Origin of the sequence: Stenotrophomonas sp. RG-453 (assembly GCF_033843685.1) — a bacterium.
GTDB lineage: Bacteria > Pseudomonadota > Gammaproteobacteria > Xanthomonadales > Xanthomonadaceae > Stenotrophomonas > Stenotrophomonas bentonitica_A.
This window is the reverse complement of sequence record NZ_JAMYED010000007.1, coordinates 185,592-200,780: the sequence shown is the minus strand read 5'-3', so window position 1 is coordinate 200,780 and position 15,189 is coordinate 185,592. Positions and strand designations below refer to the sequence as shown.

Here is a 15,189-nt window from a genome sequence, read left to right as displayed (position 1 = left end):
ACGGCGCACGGTCAACCGCCCAGGCGCAGCAGGCTGTTGGCGCTGCGTGCGTTGTCATCGCCGTGCTTGATGACCTTCACCTGCATTTCGTACTGGCGCTGCAGCTGGATCATCTGCACCAGCGCACCGGCCGCATCGACGTTGCTGCCTTCCAGCTGGCCGCTTTCCAGCGACTTGCCCTGGGCCTGCACGAAGGGTTGCTGCGGGTCGTTGTTGCGCATCAGCCCATCCAGGCCGCGTTCCAGCCGTGCGTCGTCGGCCTGCACCACGCGGATGCGGCCGATGTTGGCCATCGTCTGCGGGCCTTCGCCCAGCGGGATGATCGAGATCGTGCCGTCGTTGCCGATGTCCATCGCCTGGTGCGGCGGGATCGCGATCGGGTTGCCGTTCTCATCCAGCACCGGATGGCCGCCGGCGGTCACCAGCTGGCCATTGGGCGTGATCGACAGCGCCGCACCCCGGGTATACGCCTCGCCGCCATTGGCGCCCGGTGCCTGCACGGCCAGCCAGTTGCCGGCCTGCAGGGACAGATCCAGCGGGTTGCCGGTAATCTGCTGGGCGCCCATGCGCCGGTTGAAGCCGGCATCCACGTGCAGGGCATCCACGCGCGAGGCATAGCCGGTCCCCTTGATCGGGAAGGCCTCGGTGTTGGCGAGCGCCTCCTTGAAGCCGGGGGTATCGGTGTTGGCCAGGTTGTGCGACAGCGTGCCCTGCGCCTGCAGGGAGGCGCGTGCACCGGTCATCGCGACGTAGAGTGCCTTGTCCATCGGTGTAGTCCCGTGTTGCGGTCAGTGGCTCATCAACGCAGGTTGATGATGGTCTGGGTGATCTGGTCCTGCGTGGAGACCATCTGCGAGTTGGCCTGGAAGTTGCGCTGGGCGGTGATCATGTTGACCAGCTGCTCGGTCAGGTCGACCGTGGAGGCTTCCAGCGAACCGGCCTGGATCTTGCCCAGGTTGGAGCTGTCCGGCGCACCGGTACGCGGCGTGCCCGAGGCAAAGCTTTCCGTCCACAGGTTGTTGCCCTTGGCTTCCAGGCCCTGTGCGTTGTTGAAGGTGGTCAGGGCGACCTGGCCCAGCGCCTTGTCATCGCCATTGGAGTAGCGCGCGTAGACGATGCCCTCTTCGGAGACGGTGATCTCGTTGAGCTTGCCCGCTGCATAGCCGTCCTGCTGGGTGTTGCGCAGCGCGAACTTCTCGCCGTACTGGGTCGAGCCGCTCAGGTTCAGCGACATCGACAGCACGCCGGCGCCGGTGGTCGGGGTGAATGGATCCATGACGATCTGGCCGTCGGCCGGGCTGGTCAACGCACCGCTGTCGGAGAACTGCAGCGTGGTCGGGGTACCGGCAGCCTTGCCGTCCACATAGTTGTAGACCTGCCACTCGTTCGGGTTGTCGGTCTTCACGAAGTAGGAGGTCTGGGTGTGGCTCACGCCCAGCGAGTCGTACACGGTGATGCCGCCGGTGGAGTGGTTGTAGCTGTTGGAGTCTGTCGGGTCGAAGGCGGCGACCGTCGGCTGCTTGGCGTTGGCCGGCAGGGTGAAGCTCACATCGACCTTGCCGGTCTGCCGCGGCGGGCTGTCGGTGGTCATCAGCTGCAGGTCGGTCAGGCGGCCGGCATCGAAGTTGGTGCCGTCCGCATTCGGGGCGAACACCTGCAGTCGCGCACCCTGCGGGTTGGTCACGTAACCGGCCTGGTCGGTCTGGAAATTGCCGGCGCGCGAGTACACGCGCTCACCGTTCATGGTCAGGGTGAAGAAACCTTCGCCGGAAATGGCCATGTCCAGGCTGCGCCCGGTCTGTTCGTTGTTGCCCTGCGAGAACTGCTGGGCCACGTTGGTCACCCGCACGCCGGAACCGACCGCGTTCTTTGACAGGCCATAACTGGTGGCCGAGAACAGATCGGCGAACTCCGCGCGCGACTGTTTGAAGCCGGTGGTGTTGACGTTGGCGATGTTGTTCGCGGTGACGTTCAGATCGGCATTGGCTGCGTTGATGCCGGACAACGAGACGTTGAAGCCCATGGGATGCTCCTGTGGATGCGGGTGAGGCGGCTCAGCTGATGCGGAGCACGTAGTCGATCGGGGCCGTGCCCAGACCCTTGAGGTTGAGGTACAGGCCGTCCGTGCCGACCGTGACGCTCTCCACCGGGGCCTGCACGTAGGTGTTGAGCTTGGTCTTGGTGCCGGCGGTATCGGTGTGCGAGGCGGCGATGGTGTAGGTGCCTTCGGCCATGCGGTTGCCGTTGGCATCCTTGCCGTCCCAATCGAAGGTGACTTCGCCGGAGGCCTTGGCTTCCACGCTGATCTGGTTGACCTTGACGCCGTTGGCATCGGTGATGTCCACGGTCACGAAGCCGGCGCCGGGCGCGGCGACCATGCCGGTCACATCGCCGTCCTTCTCCAGGGCCAGCTTTTCCGACGGCACCAGCACTTCGTGGCCGACCAGGGCCGCGCCGCGCAGGATCTGGTCGCTGGACATCGAATCCTGGAAGCCCTTGACCGTGTTGTTGAGGTCGGTGATGCCCTGGACCTGCGACAGCTGCGCCATCTGCGCGACCATCTGGGTGTTGTCCATCGGCTTGAGCGGATCCTGGTGCCGCAGCTGCTCGGTCATCAGGCGCATGAAATCGGCCTGGTCCAGGGTGCTCTTCTTCTTGCTGGTATCGCTGTTGGGCGCGTTCAGGCCCAGTGCGGTGTAGATGTCGCTGCTGTTCTGGCCGACGCCGGTGGTGCTGCTCATGGGAGGGGATTCCTGCGGTTAGAGGGTCAGCGACCCATGGTCAGCGTGGCCAGCGCCAGTTCCTTGGCGGTGGTCAGCATTTCCACGCCCGCCTGGTAATTGCGCGAGGTGGAGATCAGGTTGACCATCTGCGCGACCGGGTCCACGTCCGGCTGGTAGATGTAGCCATCGGCATCGGCCAGCGGGTGGCCCGGCTCGTAGCGCTGGATCGGCGCGGCGTTGCTCTGGCTGATCTCCTTGACCTGCACCGTGGTGATGTTCGGATCGTTGCGGCTGGTCACCGACTGGAAGATCGGCTCCAGCGGCTTGTAGACCGCATCGGCCGAGCCGGCGACGGTGTCGGCATTGGAGAGGTTCGAGGCGATGGTGCTCATGCGCACGGACTGCGCCTGCAGCGCGGACCCGGCGATGTCGAAGATGGGCAGATTGCTCATGGCTTACTGCCCCGTGATCGCGGTGAGCATGGAGCGCACCTTGGATTCGACGAAGCTCAGCGAGGCGCGGTACTCCAGCGCGGCGCGGCCATAGGCGGCACGTTCTGCATCCGGGTCGACGGTGTTGCCGTCGATGCTCGGCTGCACGCCTTCCTTGGCGATCTGGAACGGGTTCAATCCGTTGCCGATCTCATAATGCTGTTCGTTGGTGGTCCTCATCAGACCGTTGGCATCCAGCCCCTGGGCATTGCGCAGGGCGGCATCGAAGTCCAGGTCCTGGGCCTTGTACCCGGGGGTGTCGGCGTTGCTCAGGTTGCTGGCGATCAGCTTCATCCGCTGCTCGCGCAACGGCATGGCCTGGGCGTGGACACCCAGATAGTTCGAAATCAGATTGGGCATGACGCACTCCCACGGGACGATGCCTGGGGCAGTGCAAGCGGCGTGCCAGAGGGGGCTGCGGGCCGCTCCCCGGCGGCGTGTTCACGCCGGGGTGGATCCACGCCAGGCGTGGATGTCGTCTAGCGGCCGGGGGTCATTCCGGCCGCGCTGGGCGGCGTGTCATGCCGCCATCGCCACCTTGCGCAGGCGGTCCAGCAGGAAGTCCGCCAGCTCATGCGGGGAGTACTTGGCCACGAACGCGTTCGCGCCGACCCGTTCCACCATCGCGTTGTTGAACACGCCCGACAGGGAGGTGTGCAGCAGCACGTACAGGCCGGCCAGGCCCGGGTGACGCCGGATTTCCGTCGTCAGGGTGTAGCCGTCCATCGCCGGCATCTCGATATCGGAGATCACCATGGCGTAGCGCTCGGCCGGGTTCTCGCCCGAAGCATGGATCTGCAGGAGGTGATCCAGGGCCTGCTTGCCGTCCGAGAGCAGGGTCGCCCCGACCCCCAGCTGGTCGAGCACGCTGCGGATCTGCTGGCGGGCCACGCGCGAGTCGTCCACCACCAGCACCTGCATCGGCGGGGCATCGGGGGGCAGGGCCATGGACGGGTCCAGCACCGCTTCGCCCCGGATCTCGGCGATGTCGGCCAGCACGCTTTCCACGTCGATCACCTGGATAAGCTCGCCCTGGAAGCGGGTCACCGCCGTCAGGTAGCTCGATTCGGCGCCCAGTTCCGGTGGCGGATGGATGTCTTCCACCGCGATGTTGACGATGCGTTCCACACCACTGACCAGAAAGCCCTGGATGGAGCGGTTGAACTCGGTCACCACCAGATAGCCCGGCGCCTTGTCGGCATCGGGCTCACGCTCGGGATGGCCGATCGCCAGGCCCAGGTCCAGCACCGGCACCGAGCGGCCACGCACATCGGCCACACCGGCGAACTGGCTGGGCAGCCCGGGCACCTGGAACAGATCCGGGCGCCGCAGGACTTCCTGCACCTTGAACACGTTCACGCCAAAAAGCTGACGTCCCCCCAGCCGGAACAGCAGCAGGGCCAGACGATTGTGGCCGGCCAGGCGCGTACGCTGGTCGATGCGGTTGAGCAGGTCATGGGACATGGGCTTGGTATCGGCGGCGGTGGCGATGACTTGAGCGCGGCGTGCGCCAGGCTTCGGCACGGCCCTTGCATCGTGCTGCCCATGTTCCTTGCCCGTGGAGTGCCCATGCGTTCTCTTGTCCTTGCCGCGCTGGTGCTGGTGGCGCCCGCCTGGGCCGCCGGCGGCTGGCAACCCGTGGACAGCATCCGCCAGGCGGCGCTGGGCACCCTCCCGGCCGGCAGCGAAGGTGACACCACGCTGGATTCGGCACTGCGCCTGCCGGCGTGCGGCCAGCCGCTGGCGGCCCAGCCGACCGGCAGCAGCACCGTGGAGGTCAGCTGCCCCGATGCGGGTGGCTGGCGCCTGTTCGTGCCCGTGAAAGTGCGTCGCAACCAGACCGTGCTGATCCTCAACCGTGGCGTGGCCGCTGGAGAAACCCTCTCGGCGGCCGATATCACGACTGGCCAGCGTGATGCGGCACGGATCGCCGGTGCTGCGCTGGCCGATCCGGCCGCCGCGGTCGGTCGCGTGGCACGCAGGACCCTCAGTGCGGGCAGCCTGCTCTCGGCCAATGATCTGGTCGCGCAGCGGCTGGTGCGGCGGGGCGACAGTGTCGCGCTGGTGTCGCGGCGGGGCGGGGTGGAGGTCCGGGTAGCCGGACGCGCCATGGCCGATGCCGGCGAAAACGAGCGGGTCTCGGTCGAGAACCTGTCCTCGCGCAAGATCGTGCAGGGCACCGTCGCGGCCAGCGGTGACGTTTTAGTGACGCGCTGAACACCATTGTGAATACGCGCCACTTTCCCCGCGAAACCTGCAATATTCCCCTAAAGATGGCGTCCGCCCGGCCGTTATCCCTTGTGAACCGCATTCCCAGGACAACTCCATGAGCCAGAAAATCGACGGCAACCTCCCGGCCACCGCCCATCTGCGCAGCGTCGCTCCGGGCAACAAGCCGAGCGTCAGCACCGATGCCCCGGCCCGCCCGGTGGAAGCCGCTGACAGCCTGCGCCTGACCGGCGAAGCGACCAGCCTGCAGACCCTGCAGCGTGAACTGTCCTCGGCGCCGGCGATCGATGCCGGGCGGGTGCAGGCGGTGCGCGAAGCCCTGCAGAACGGCAGCTACAAGATCAATCCTGACGCGATCGCTTCGCGCATGCTTGAGCTGGACCAGCAGCTGCAGGGATGAAGCTGGCGATGAGCGAGCCGCTGCAGCGCCTCAGCGATGCCCTGGACGTCGAACGCCAGGCCTTGGTCGAGCATGACGTGCACGCGCTGATCCGTGCGACCGGCGCCAAACTGGAAGCGCTTCGGGCGCTCGAGGCCGCGCTGCCGGTCGGCCAGGCAGAACGCGTGCAGGAACTGGCCGAGCGCAACCACGCCAACGGTGTGCTGCTGTCGCGCCGCCGCCGCGAAGTGAACTGGGCGCTGCGCCAGCTCGGCCGCAGTGAAGAATCCTCGGCGTATGACGCCAAGGGCCAGTCGCACATCCTGCACACCCGGCGGCCCCTCGCGGTCGCCTGATCTCCCTGTCTGGCAGCCCCGGGCTGCCGATGTGAACGTCACCGCGTATATTGAGCGCCTGTTTCCAGCCGCCTCGATGTGACCGTGACCGTAACTTCCACCCTTGTCACCGCCCCGTTGCCTCCGCATCCGGTCCTGCTTGCCCTGTTCGAGCGGATCAAGGAGGGCGTGCTGCTGTTCCGCGAGGATGGCAGCGTGGCCCTGGCCAATGCCGCGGTCAGCGAGATCCTCGGCCAGGCCGAACGCGATGCCGAGCAGACGCCGGCGCAATGGCTGCGCCAGCTGCTGCCACCGGATGCCCTGGAACATGCGCGCCTCAACGGCCACTGGAACGGCAGCCTGCCGGTCGGCGAGCGCATGGTCATTGCCCATGTCTACCATCACGACGACGCTGGCCAGCGGCACTACCTGGCGTTGTTCCGGCGTATCGAGGGCCAGGAAGACTACGAGCGCGAACTGCAGCAGCGCCATGCCGAACTGCGCCAGGCCTACCTGCGCCTGAACGGCACCCAGGAAAAGCTGCTGCAGTCGGAAAAGATGGCCTCCATCGGCCAGCTCGCTGCCGGCGTGGCGCACGAGATCAACAACCCGATCGGTTACGTGCATTCCAACTTGGGCAGCCTGCAGGAATACCTGCGCAGCCTGTTCACCGTGATCGAAGCCTACGAGCGCGCGTTGCGTGCGCCGGACCCGAAAGCACTGATTCCGGAAATCGACGACATCCGTCAACGCTTCGACATCGACTTCATCAGCCGCGATCTGCCGCAGCTGATGGCCGAATCACGCGAAGGCATCGAACGGGTGACCCGGATCGTGCGTGACCTGAAGGACTTCTCGTATTCCGGCCGCGATGAATCGTGGAAGCTGGTGGACCTGCATGCGGGCCTGGAATCCACGATCAACATCATCTGGAACGAGCTCAAGTACAAGGTCGCCCTGCACCGGGAGTTCGGCCAGTTGCCGCTGGTGGAGTGCCTGCCTTCGGAATTGAACCAGGTCTACATGAACCTGCTGCTCAACGCTGGCCACGCCATCGCCGACCGCGGCACGATCCACGTCCGCACCGGTGTGGACGGCGACACGGTGTGGGTGGAATTTGAAGATACCGGCGGCGGCATCTCACCGGACCTGCGCCAGCGCATCTTCGATCCGTTCTTCACCACCAAGCCGGTTGGCAGCGGTACGGGGCTGGGCCTGTCGATCTCCTACAGCATCATCAACAAGCACCACGGCCGCATCGATCTGGAGAGCACCCCGGGCGTGGGCTCGAAGTTCCGCGTGGTGCTGCCGATCAAGCAGCCGCGCTGAGCCGGCAATGGCCGTGCCGGTCGCTGGCCGGCATTGCGGGGAGGGGCTTTCAGGCATCGCGTTCGGTTGAGCGAGAGCAGCCGACCAACGGTCGGCTCTACCTGGATATCTGGCGCGTGCAACGTAGAGCCGACCGTTGGTCGGCTGCCGCGTCAATCCGCCTCAATCCGACTCAGTCCGCGTCAACCGCCGGCAGCGCTGGCGCCGGTGCGGTGTTCGCCCGGCGCTGTTCCTCGTGCGTGCGGAATGCCTGGTGGATGTGCTTGCGCAGCTCATCATCGTTCCATGGCTTGGTCAGGAACCGGTAGATCGCACCGCGGTTGATCGCGTCGGTCACCGTGTTGAGGTCCGTGTAGCCGGACAACACCAGCCGGATCGTGTCGGGGTAGAGCATCTTCACCCGGCCCAGGAACTCGGTGCCGCTCATGTCGCTCATGCGCTGGTCGGAGAGGATCACCTGCACATCGTTGATGGCCAGCAGATCGAACGCATCGCGCACGTTGCCGGCGGCCAGGATGCGGTAGCCGTCGCGGCGGAACAGGCGCACCAGCGAGCGCAGCACGTTCTCTTCGTCGTCCAGCAGCAACAGCGTGCGGTCCGGGCGGGTCTCGGCGAAGGCCTCCGGGCGCAGGTAACGGCGGCGCAGGGTCATCCCGGCCGCGTCGGCCGACATCGGCTCGCCGAACAGATACCCCTGGAACACATCGCAGTCGTTGCGGCGCAGGAAGCCCAGCTGTGCCTGCGACTCGACGCCGTTGGCGATCACCGTCATGCCCAGCTGGTGGCCCATGGCGATGATCGCGCGCGCGATGGCAGCCTCGCGATTGCCGGCCGGCGCACTCTTGATGAAGCTGCGGTCGATCTTGAGCTTGTCCACCGGATAGCGGACCAGCGCGCTGAGGCTGGAATCGCCGGTGCCGAAGTTGTCCAGGCTCAGGCTGATGCCTTCGTTGCGCAGGTTGACCAGGGTCTCGTGGACGAAGTTGACGTTGTTGGTCAGCGCGCTTTCGTTGATCTCCAGCGTCAGCATCTGCGCCGGAACGCCGGCCGCCTGCATCAGCGACATCACCTCGGCGAAGAAGTTCGGGCGCAGCAGCTGCAGGGTGGAGACGTTCACCGCGATGGTGAAGTCATCAAACCCCTGGTCGCGCCACAGCCTGGCCTGTTTGAGTGCGCCTTCCAGCACCCAGGTGCCGATCTGCACGATGATGCCCAGCCGCTCGGCGGTACGCATGAAGCGCTCGGGCACCAGCATCCCCAGGGTGGGCGACTGCCAGCGCAGCAGTGCCTCCATCCCCACCACGTGGCCGTCGCGTGCGCTGACCAGCGGCTGGTAACGCAGCTTGAGCTCGCCGTTGGGGATCGCATCGACAATCTGGCGCGCGATGATGCTCTCGCTGTGCGCGCTGGAGGGGGTATCCACGGCGTGGATGCGCACGGCGTTGCCGCCTTCGCGGGCGGCCTGGTACAGCGCATCTTCGGCGTGGTCGAGCAGGCGCGAGACACCGGTGGCGTGTTCCGGGCACAGGCTCACGCCCAGCTTGCCGGTCATGAACAGGGTGTAGGGCAGCACCGACAGCGGCAGCTCGAGTTGCTGGCGGATTTCCTCGGCCAGGTCTTCGGGCAGTGGCATGTCGGCGGTGCGCGGCACGGCCAGCAGGAATTCATCGCTGCCGTGGCGCCACAGCTTGCCGCGGCCACGCAGGTGGTGCTGCAGGCGCTGGGCGACCAGCACCAGGGCCTGGTCGCCGACTTCGGCGCTCATGTTCTCGTTGACCGAGGCGAAGTGGTCGATGTCCACGTGCATCAGCATCAGCGGCGTGCCGCCGGACGCGGCCTCGGTCACCATCGCCTGCAGTTCGGGATTGCCCGCGCCCAGGCGGGCCGGGGCGTCCTCGATGCTGACCAGGGGCAGGGAAGGGTTCCACATGAGCTCAGTGTTCCAGTGCGTCGTGAGCCGTCGCGCCGGTGGCGCGGTACGGCAGGTAAAGGTCGATCAGGGTACCGGCGCCATGCGCCGATTCAATGCGTAATGTGCCACCCACGCTCTGCGCGCGCTCGCGCATCACGATCAGGCCCAGCCCGCGCGGGCCATCCGGGTCGAAGCCCTCGCCGTCGTCGCGGACCTGCAGGTGCAGGCCGTGGTCGTCCACATCGCGCAGATGCAGGTTCACCTGGCTCGCACGCGCATGGCGCAGCACGTTGGTCAGGCTTTCCTGGGCGATGCGGAAGCAGGCCTGTTCGATATCGCCGGCCGGGCGCCGGGGCAGGGACTGGATATCGGGCAGCAGCTCGATCGCCGCCGAGCGGAACAGCACGCCGGCCTGCCAGCGCAGCGCCGCTTCCAGCCCGAGTGCATCCAGCTGCGGCGGGCGCAGCAGGGTCGAGATGTCGCGCAGCTTGCCCACGGTCGCATCGGCCAGTTGGATGATCTGGGCCAGGTCCTCGTCGCGGCGGGCGGCGTCCTGCTCATCCTGGGCCGCATACGCGGACAGTTTCATCGCGGTGATCGCCTGGCCGATATCGTCGTGCAGATCGCGCGAGATGGCGCGGCGCTCGTCTTCCTGCAGCGAGAACAGCCGGCCGGCCATGGCCTGCAGCTCGCGGTTGCTGGTTTCCAGCGCCTCGCGGATGCGCTCGGGCTCACTGAGGTCGCGCACGATCAGCAATTTGCAGTTGCGGCCGCCATACCGCACATCGCCGACCGCCAGGCCGGCCTGGAACGCCTGGCCGTTGAAGCGGCGCATGCCGATCACCTCGCCGGCCCCGCCGTGGTGCAGCGGCAGCTGGGCGAACAGCTGGGCGCGTACGCGGGGCAGATCGTCGGCGGTCACCAGCGCGGCCAGCGGCTCGCCGAGCAGGGTGTTGTGGCCGTACCCGAACTGGGTGGCGGCGCAGGCGTTGGCGTACAGCACGTGTTCTTCGGACAGGATCACCACGCCATCGGGCAGCACCCGCACCAGCTCGCGGAACTGCTCTTCGCGCTCACGCAACAGGCGCCGCGACTGCTCGCGCTCGGTGACGTCCTGCAGGGTGCCCAGCACCCGCGGCCGCCCGGCATCGTCCTGGCCGCTCTCGGCGCGCAGGTGCACCATCAAGGCGCGCCCGTCCATCGCCAGCAGCGGCAGCAGCACATCGATCTGCACCGGTTCGCCCGAGCTCATTTCCTGCAACAGCTGTTCGCTGAGCGCGGCGGTGGCCGGATCGGCGGGCACCAGCAGTTCCTCGAAACGGTGCCAGCGCCGGGCTTCCGGCGCGCGCCGCGCCAGCAGGCGGTAGACCTGGTTGGCGTAGCGGCCCAGTCCGGTGGCCGGGTCGATCTCCCACGCGCCGATGCGCGCCATCTCGTGCGCTTCCTCCACGCGGGCCAACGCCTGGTCGCGGCGCAGCAGGGCCTGGTCTTCGCGGGTACGGTCGATCGCGATCAGCAGTCGCGCACGGCGGCCGCCGTAATCGATGAAATTGCTGCGCATCTCCATGCGCCGGGTGCTGCCATCACTCAGGCGCAGATCGGCGGTGATCACGCACAGCTGCTCGGGGTTGGCGCGGATGTGGTCCAGCTTGGCTTCGAGCAGGGCCTCGTGACCGGGCGGCCACAGCGCCGTGATCGGCATCGCGGTGAAGGTTTCCCGGCTGTAGCCGAAGAAGCCCGCCGCCGCCGGATTGACGTCCAGGATCGCCAGCGATTCCAGGTCATACACCAGGATGGGGCCGGGATTGCCTTCGAACATCTGCCGATGACGGGTTTCCGAACTCTCCAGCCGCGCATGGGTGTGCAGCACGTGCTGGGCCAGCGGCCGCAGCAGCAGATAGATCAGCGCCGCACTGGCGACCACGAAGAACGTGCCCTTGATGGTCTGCCACTGCGCCGCGGTCTGCAGGTCGCCGGCCACCACCTTGACCGCCGCATCGCTGCACAGGATCCACACCAGGGCCAGCACCAGGTAGGCCACGACCACGCGCCAGCGGTCGCGGCGCAGATCGCGGGCCAGGGGCGTGTCGTCAGCGGGTGCGGAAGGGCCTGGCAGGTGGGTCGGCATGGGGCAGGGCGGGGCCAGTCGGACAAGGCGAGCGTCATCTTACCTGCCCGGGGTGAGGATGCAGGTCGCCAGGGAACTCAATAATCCGCAATCTCCGCCGTTAACGATTGCGTTCCCCGGTTGTCGGGTGCGTTTTCGGAGTTACAGGGCGTGGACCAAGGCATTATCGCGAGTCTGCTGCAGCACCCACTGGCCTCGGCGCTGGTGATCCTCGACCGTGCCGGTCGTCCGATCGCCGCCAACCCGGCCGCGCGCGAGCACGGCCTGCCGGCAACCGTCGCCGCGTACGGCGAGGTACTGGAAGATCTGCGCCTGCTCGCCGCGGACGGCGGGCTGGTGCCCTGCCAGCTGCCCGGTGGGCCCGGTGGCCGCTTCGATGGCTGGATGCGCGCCGTGCACGATCCGGATGGGCATCTGCTGGCCTTCACCCTGAGCGTGCCCGAGCCGGTCGCCGCCTATGCCGGCAGCCGTTGGGAAGTCGCCCTGGATCATGCCGGGCATGGGCTGTGGGACTGGGACCTGCCCAGCGACAGCGTGCGCCGCTCGCGGCGTTGGGATGGTCAGCCCATCGAGGACTCCCACAGCCATGCCGAGGGCGTGAGCGCGCTGCTGGAGAACGTCCACCCGGACGACCAGCCGGCGGTGCGGCTGGCGATGGATGCGCACCTGCGCGGCGAGAGCGAGGTCTATACGGCCCAGTTCCGCGCCCGGCACCCCGATGGCGAGTGGCGCTGGGTGCTGGATCGGGGCCGGGTGGTCACCCGCACGGCCGATGGCCAGCCGCTGCGCATGGTCGGCACCCATACCGACATCCAGGCCCAGAAGCAGATGGAAGTCCAGCTGCGCGAGCAGCAGGTGCAGCTGCGCGAAGCCCAGCGCATCGCCAGCATGGGCAGCTGGTCCTGGGATCCGGAGGCGCGCCGGTTCTGGTGGTCGCCCGAGTTCCGCGTACTGCTGGGCACCGGCGAAACACCGCCGCACGGTCGCCGCCATTGGCTGCGTCAGCTCGAACCGCAGTCGCGCGGCCGGTTGCGCAATGCCTGGCGCCGGATGTGGCGCGATGGTGCGGCCACCACGCTGGAGCTGGAGCTGATCCGCGACAACGGCGCGCTGCACCTGCGCGTGTGGATGCAGCCGCTGATCGGGCCGGACGGTCGCATCCAGCGCCTGCTGGGCCAAGTCCAGAACATTACCGAACAACACCAGACCGATGCGCTGATCCGCTGGCGTACCGAGCTGCTCAACCGCGTCTCGGCCCTGGGTCGTATCGGCGGCTGCGAGATCGAGGTGGGCACCCGCCACATGCAGTGGACCGAGGAGTGCTACCGCATCCACGGGCTGCGCAAGGAGCCGATCAGCCTTGACCAGGCCCTGAGCCTGTACACCCAGGATTCGCGCGATGCGTTCGAGGCGGCGCTGGTGCGGATCGCCGAGGGGGGCCTGCCCGAGCAGCTGGACCTGTGCTTCTACCGGCAGTCCGGACTGCGCATCTGGGTCCAGGTGCTGATCGAGCTGGACCGCCGCGATGGCCTGCCGACGCGGTTCGTGGTGCTGTTCCGTGACATCACCCGCGAGCGCGAAGCCAACGAGCGCATCGAACTGCTGGCCCATTACGACCTGCTCACCGGCCTGCCCAACCGGATGCTGCTGCGCGAGCAGACCGCCGATGCCATCGAGGTGGCGCGCGATCGCGGCAGCCCGCTGGCGATGCTGTTCATCGACCTGGACGGCTTCAAGACCATCAACGACACCTTCGGCCACGCCACCGGCGATGCGCTGCTCAAGGCGGCCGCCTCGCGCCTGCACCAGAGCCTGCGCAACAACGACCTGTTCGGCCGCTTCAGCGGCGACGAGTTCATCGTCGTGCTGCGCGACCTGGCCGCGCCGGAAGATGCCGGCCATGTCGCGCGCAAACTGATCGCCTCGCTGGCCGAGCCGCTGCACCGCGGCGAGAGCACGCTGAAAGTCGGCGCCAGCGTCGGTATCGCGATGCTCGATGAGAGTCGCCAGGATTTCGAATCGCTGCTGCGCGCCGCCGATGCCGCCATGTACGCGGCCAAGGAAGCCGGGCGCAACACCTACCAGTATTACAGCCAGGACGCCCTGGCCAAGATCCAGCGCAAGCTGGAGATCGAGCACGCACTGCTCGGCGCGATCGAGCGCGAAGAATTCACCCTGGCCTACCAGCCGCTGCTGCATGCCGAGAACGACCAGCCCCCGGCGATCGAGGCGCTGCTGCGCTGGCATCGGCCCGGCATCGGCTACTGCAGCCCGGCCGAGTTCATACCGATTGCCGAGAAGTGCGGCGAGATCGTGCGGATCGGTGACTGGGTGCTGGCCGAGGCCTGCCGCCAGGCCGCTGCGTGGGACGCCGCCGGCCTGCAATTCGACCGCGTGGCGGTCAACGTGTCGGCCGTACAGCTGCGCGACCGCGGGTTCGCCGAACGCGTGATCGACATCTGCCACGCCCACGGCTGGCCGCCGCAGCGCCTGGAGCTGGAGCTGACCGAGTCCGCCCTGATCCGTGACACCGACGTGCTGCGGCACTGCTTCGAGGTGCTCGAACGCCACGGCGTGCCGCTGGCGGTCGACGACTTCGGTACCGGCTTCTCGAACCTGCACTACCTCAACCGCTTCCCGGTGGGGCGCCTGAAGATCGACCGCAGTTTCGTCCAGGGCATGCTGCACGATGCCGGCACCGCTGAGGTCACCCAGGCGATCGTGCACCTGGGCCACGCGCTGGGCATGAAGGTCGTGGCCGAAGGCGTGGAGACCGAGCAGGAAGAGGCCATGCTGCGCCGCCAGGGCTGCGATGAGATCCAGGGCTACCTGTACTCGCGCCCGCTGGCGCCGCGCGATCTGGCGCAGTGGTTGAAGCTGGGCACGCAGACGCTGCCGCGCGAGAGCTATGCCGCGGTGACGCAGAGCGTTTGAGTAAGGTCCTGCAGCGCCCCTCCGTGGGCTCTGCACAGCCCTGGGTTGCCGTCCCGTCATACGGGTCGTGCGCGACCTCGGCGCTTGCGTTGCATGTGACCTGCGCACAGCCCTCCGGCCGGGGTCCCCCTCGGTCCGGCACAGGCCATCGCCCGGCGATATCAGCGGGCACACAGATGGAAATACGATGAAGCTGCCGAACCGCCCTGGGCGTCAGTCCTGCGGCGAGTGCTGCGCTCGCCTCAACGGGTAGCGCCGTGACGGCCGCTTGCGGACGTGCGATGACGGGTAGCTGCGTTGGCGTTCACGGCGGTTGATGCCGGGCAGGCAGCGTCAGCGCGCCGCCGCATCCAGATCATCACCGCTCAGGCCAAGGTCCCAGGCCAGGCCGGCCAGGGCGGGGTCGACGGCGGAGGGCAGGGTGACGATGCCCGGCGCGGGGCGCTTGGCCAGCTGCGCGAGTTCCTGCTGGGCCAGCTGCTCCAACCGTGCGATCAGGGCGCGGCCCTGCAGCGGGGCAACCGGCGCTGCCGCAGCGGCAGGCGCTGCAACGGCGGTGACGGTCTCACTGCGCTGCACCGCCGGCTCCAGCTCGGCGGGGACAACGGATGCAACGGACAACACGGACGCGTTCAACATCGGGTAATCATCTGCAGCCAAGGCGGGTCGTGCAAGCACAACGGCCCCGGGGAAACCGGGGCCGTTGTCTGTGCCGGGGTCGGCACGGGA

14 protein-coding genes are annotated in these 15,189 nt (G+C 67.5%); 5 read left to right on the top strand and 9 right to left on the bottom strand.

Going from position 1 to position 15,189, the window contains the following annotated elements:
* Positions 1 to 11: 11 nt before the first annotated feature.
* The 6 genes from NJD74_RS14810 to NJD74_RS14785 form a co-directional block, all read right to left on the bottom strand.
* Positions 12 to 767, bottom strand: a complete 756-nt coding sequence (locus NJD74_RS14810; RefSeq protein ID WP_019184779.1) for a flagellar basal body rod protein FlgF — start codon at positions 765 to 767, stop codon at positions 12 to 14.
* A gap of 32 nt (positions 768 to 799) precedes the next feature.
* Positions 800 to 2,023 carry a flagellar hook protein FlgE gene (flgE, locus tag NJD74_RS14805; RefSeq protein ID WP_319624471.1) on the bottom strand — a complete coding sequence of 408 codons (1,224 nt, stop codon included), beginning with the start codon at positions 2,021 to 2,023 and terminating at the stop codon, positions 800 to 802.
* A gap of 31 nt (positions 2,024 to 2,054) precedes the next feature.
* Positions 2,055 to 2,741: a flagellar hook capping FlgD N-terminal domain-containing protein gene (locus NJD74_RS14800; RefSeq protein ID WP_019184777.1), complete on the bottom strand. Its 687-nt coding sequence runs from the start codon at positions 2,739 to 2,741 to the stop codon at positions 2,055 to 2,057.
* A gap of 26 nt (positions 2,742 to 2,767) precedes the next feature.
* Positions 2,768 to 3,175 carry a flagellar basal body rod protein FlgC gene (gene flgC / locus NJD74_RS14795; RefSeq protein ID WP_019184776.1) on the bottom strand — a complete coding sequence of 136 codons (408 nt, stop codon included), beginning with the start codon at positions 3,173 to 3,175 and terminating at the stop codon, positions 2,768 to 2,770.
* Between the two features lie 3 nt (positions 3,176 to 3,178).
* Positions 3,179 to 3,574, bottom strand: coding sequence for a flagellar basal body rod protein FlgB (gene flgB, locus NJD74_RS14790; protein ID WP_019184775.1), 396 nt, complete (start codon positions 3,572 to 3,574; stop codon positions 3,179 to 3,181).
* 159 nt (positions 3,575 to 3,733) lie between these two features.
* On the bottom strand, positions 3,734 to 4,678 hold the full coding sequence (locus tag NJD74_RS14785; RefSeq protein ID WP_070471614.1) for a chemotaxis protein: 945 nt from the start codon (positions 4,676 to 4,678) through the stop codon (positions 3,734 to 3,736).
* 105 nt (positions 4,679 to 4,783) lie between these two features.
* Here NJD74_RS14785 and flgA point away from each other — a divergent pair, with 105 nt between their 5' ends.
* The 4 genes from flgA (at position 4,784) to NJD74_RS14765 (ending at position 7,486) form a co-directional block, all read left to right on the top strand.
* Positions 4,784 to 5,431: a flagellar basal body P-ring formation chaperone FlgA gene (flgA, locus tag NJD74_RS14780; RefSeq protein ID WP_102788471.1), complete on the top strand. Its 648-nt coding sequence runs from the start codon at positions 4,784 to 4,786 to the stop codon at positions 5,429 to 5,431.
* Between the two features lie 109 nt (positions 5,432 to 5,540).
* Positions 5,541 to 5,843 carry a flagellar biosynthesis anti-sigma factor FlgM gene (gene flgM, locus NJD74_RS14775; RefSeq protein ID WP_019184772.1) on the top strand — a complete coding sequence of 101 codons (303 nt, stop codon included), beginning with the start codon at positions 5,541 to 5,543 and terminating at the stop codon, positions 5,841 to 5,843.
* Positions 5,844 to 5,845: 2 nt separating this feature from the next.
* Positions 5,846 to 6,178: a hypothetical protein gene (locus NJD74_RS14770; RefSeq protein ID WP_026070037.1), complete on the top strand. Its 333-nt coding sequence runs from the start codon at positions 5,846 to 5,848 to the stop codon at positions 6,176 to 6,178.
* Positions 6,179 to 6,262: 84 nt separating this feature from the next.
* Complete coding sequence (locus NJD74_RS14765; protein ID WP_026070036.1) at positions 6,263 to 7,486, top strand: ATP-binding protein; 1,224 nt, start codon at positions 6,263 to 6,265, stop codon at positions 7,484 to 7,486.
* Positions 7,487 to 7,658: 172 nt separating this feature from the next.
* Here NJD74_RS14765 and NJD74_RS14760 read toward each other — a convergent pair whose 3' ends face one another.
* Complete coding sequence (locus NJD74_RS14760) at positions 7,659 to 9,416, bottom strand: EAL domain-containing protein (protein ID WP_019184769.1); 1,758 nt, start codon at positions 9,414 to 9,416, stop codon at positions 7,659 to 7,661.
* Positions 9,417 to 9,420: 4 nt separating this feature from the next.
* Complete coding sequence (locus NJD74_RS14755) at positions 9,421 to 11,526, bottom strand: PAS domain S-box protein (protein ID WP_102788472.1); 2,106 nt, start codon at positions 11,524 to 11,526, stop codon at positions 9,421 to 9,423.
* Positions 11,527 to 11,676: 150 nt separating this feature from the next.
* On the opposite strand from NJD74_RS14755, the gene NJD74_RS14750 reads away from it, so the two are divergent.
* Positions 11,677 to 14,460, top strand: coding sequence for a bifunctional diguanylate cyclase/phosphodiesterase (locus NJD74_RS14750; protein WP_102788473.1), 2,784 nt, complete (start codon positions 11,677 to 11,679; stop codon positions 14,458 to 14,460).
* Between the two features lie 333 nt (positions 14,461 to 14,793).
* Here the strand turns inward: NJD74_RS14750 and NJD74_RS14745 are convergent, their stop codons facing one another.
* Positions 14,794 to 15,099 carry a hypothetical protein gene (locus tag NJD74_RS14745; protein WP_070427348.1) on the bottom strand — a complete coding sequence of 102 codons (306 nt, stop codon included), beginning with the start codon at positions 15,097 to 15,099 and terminating at the stop codon, positions 14,794 to 14,796.
* Positions 15,100 to 15,189 lie beyond the last annotated feature (90 nt).